This is a genomic window from Streptomyces sp. NPDC020845 (assembly GCF_044334165.1).
Taxonomy (GTDB): Bacteria; Actinomycetota; Actinomycetes; order Streptomycetales; family Streptomycetaceae; genus Streptomyces.
Genome location: NZ_JBIRSJ010000083.1, coordinates 1 through 1,380, shown reverse-complemented (window position 1 = coordinate 1,380; position 1,380 = coordinate 1). Strand labels below are relative to the sequence as shown.

The 1,380-nt window shown below is 71.7% G+C and carries 1 protein-coding gene; it reads right to left on the bottom strand.

All coding sequences use genetic code 11. The features are described from left to right. The coding region (locus ACH4U7_RS53170; RefSeq protein ID WP_398534942.1) for a type I polyketide synthase at positions 1 to 1,380 on the bottom strand (1,380 nt) is incomplete at both ends.

The window sequence follows — 1,380 nt, the reverse complement described above, 5'->3', positions numbered from 1 at the left end:
ACGCGACGCGGCTGCTCCGTCTCCGGCCACTGACGTGCCTCGGTCAGCAGCTCCACCGCACCCGCCGACCAGTCGACCTCAGGCGTCGGCTCGTCGACATGCAGGGTCTTCGGCATCAGTCCGTGCCGCAGCGCCAGTACGGACTTGATGACGCCCGCGACACCGGCGGCGGCACCCGTGTGACCGAAGTTGGACTTCACCGAGCCGAGCCACAGCGTCCGGTCGGCCGGGCGGTCCTGGCCGTAGGTGGCCAGCAGCGCCTGCGCCTCGATGGGGTCGCCGAGCGTGGTGCCGGTGCCGTGCGCCTCGACCATGTCGACGTCCGCGGCGGACAGGCCGGCGTTCGCCAGCGCCTGGCGGATCACCCGCTGCTGCGACGGACCGTTCGGAGCACTCAGACCGTTCGACGCACCATCCTGGTTCACGGCCGACCCACGGACCACCGCCAGCACCTCGTGCCCGTTGCGGCGCGCGTCCGACAGGCGCTCGAGGACGACCAGGCCGACGCCTTCGGCCCAGCCGGTGCCGTCCGCGGACGCCGCGAAGGCCTTGCAGCGGCCGTCCTCAGCCAAGCCGCCCAACGTGTCGAACCCGAGGAACGCGCCCGGCGTGGCCATGATGGTCACGCCGCCGGCCACGGCCAGACCGCACTCGCCGTTGTGCAGGGACTGCGCGGCCAGGTGGAGGGCGACCAGGGAGGACGAGCACGCCGTGTCCACCGTGACCGCCGGCCCCTCCAGACCCAGCATGTAGGAGACCCGGCCGGACATCACGCTGCCGAGCGCGCCGGTCATGCCGTAGCCGCTGGCAGCCTCGGCCGAGCCCATCAGCACCGTGGGATAGTCCAGCGGGCCGCCACCGACGAAGACCCCGGTGGGGCTGTTGCGCAGCGAGCAGGGGTCGATGCCGGCCTGCTCGAAAGCCTCCCACGACACCTCCAGCAGAAGCCGCTGCTGCGGGTCCATGCTCGCGGCCTCACGGGGCGAGATCCCGAAGAAGGCGGCGTCGAAGTCCCCGGCCTCGTGCAGGAATCCGGCCTGACCGACCGCGGGCTCACCCCAACGTTCCCAGCCGCGGTCGGTGGGGAAGTCCGACAGTTCGTCGCGGCCTTCGGAGACCAGTCGCCACAGGTCCTCGGGATCGCGGACGCCACCCGGGTAGCGGCAGGCCATACCGATGATTGCGAGCGGTTCGTCGTCCACCGGCCGGACCGTCGTCGCGACGGCGCCGGCCCCCGGAAGACCGTCGATGAGCGCCGTACGCAGCAGGGAAGCCAGTTGCTGGAGGTTGGGGTAGTCGAAGACGAGGGTGGCGGGCAGCCGGAGTCCGGTGGCCTTGGACAGCCGGTTGCGCAGCTCCATCCCGGTCAGCGAGTCGAAG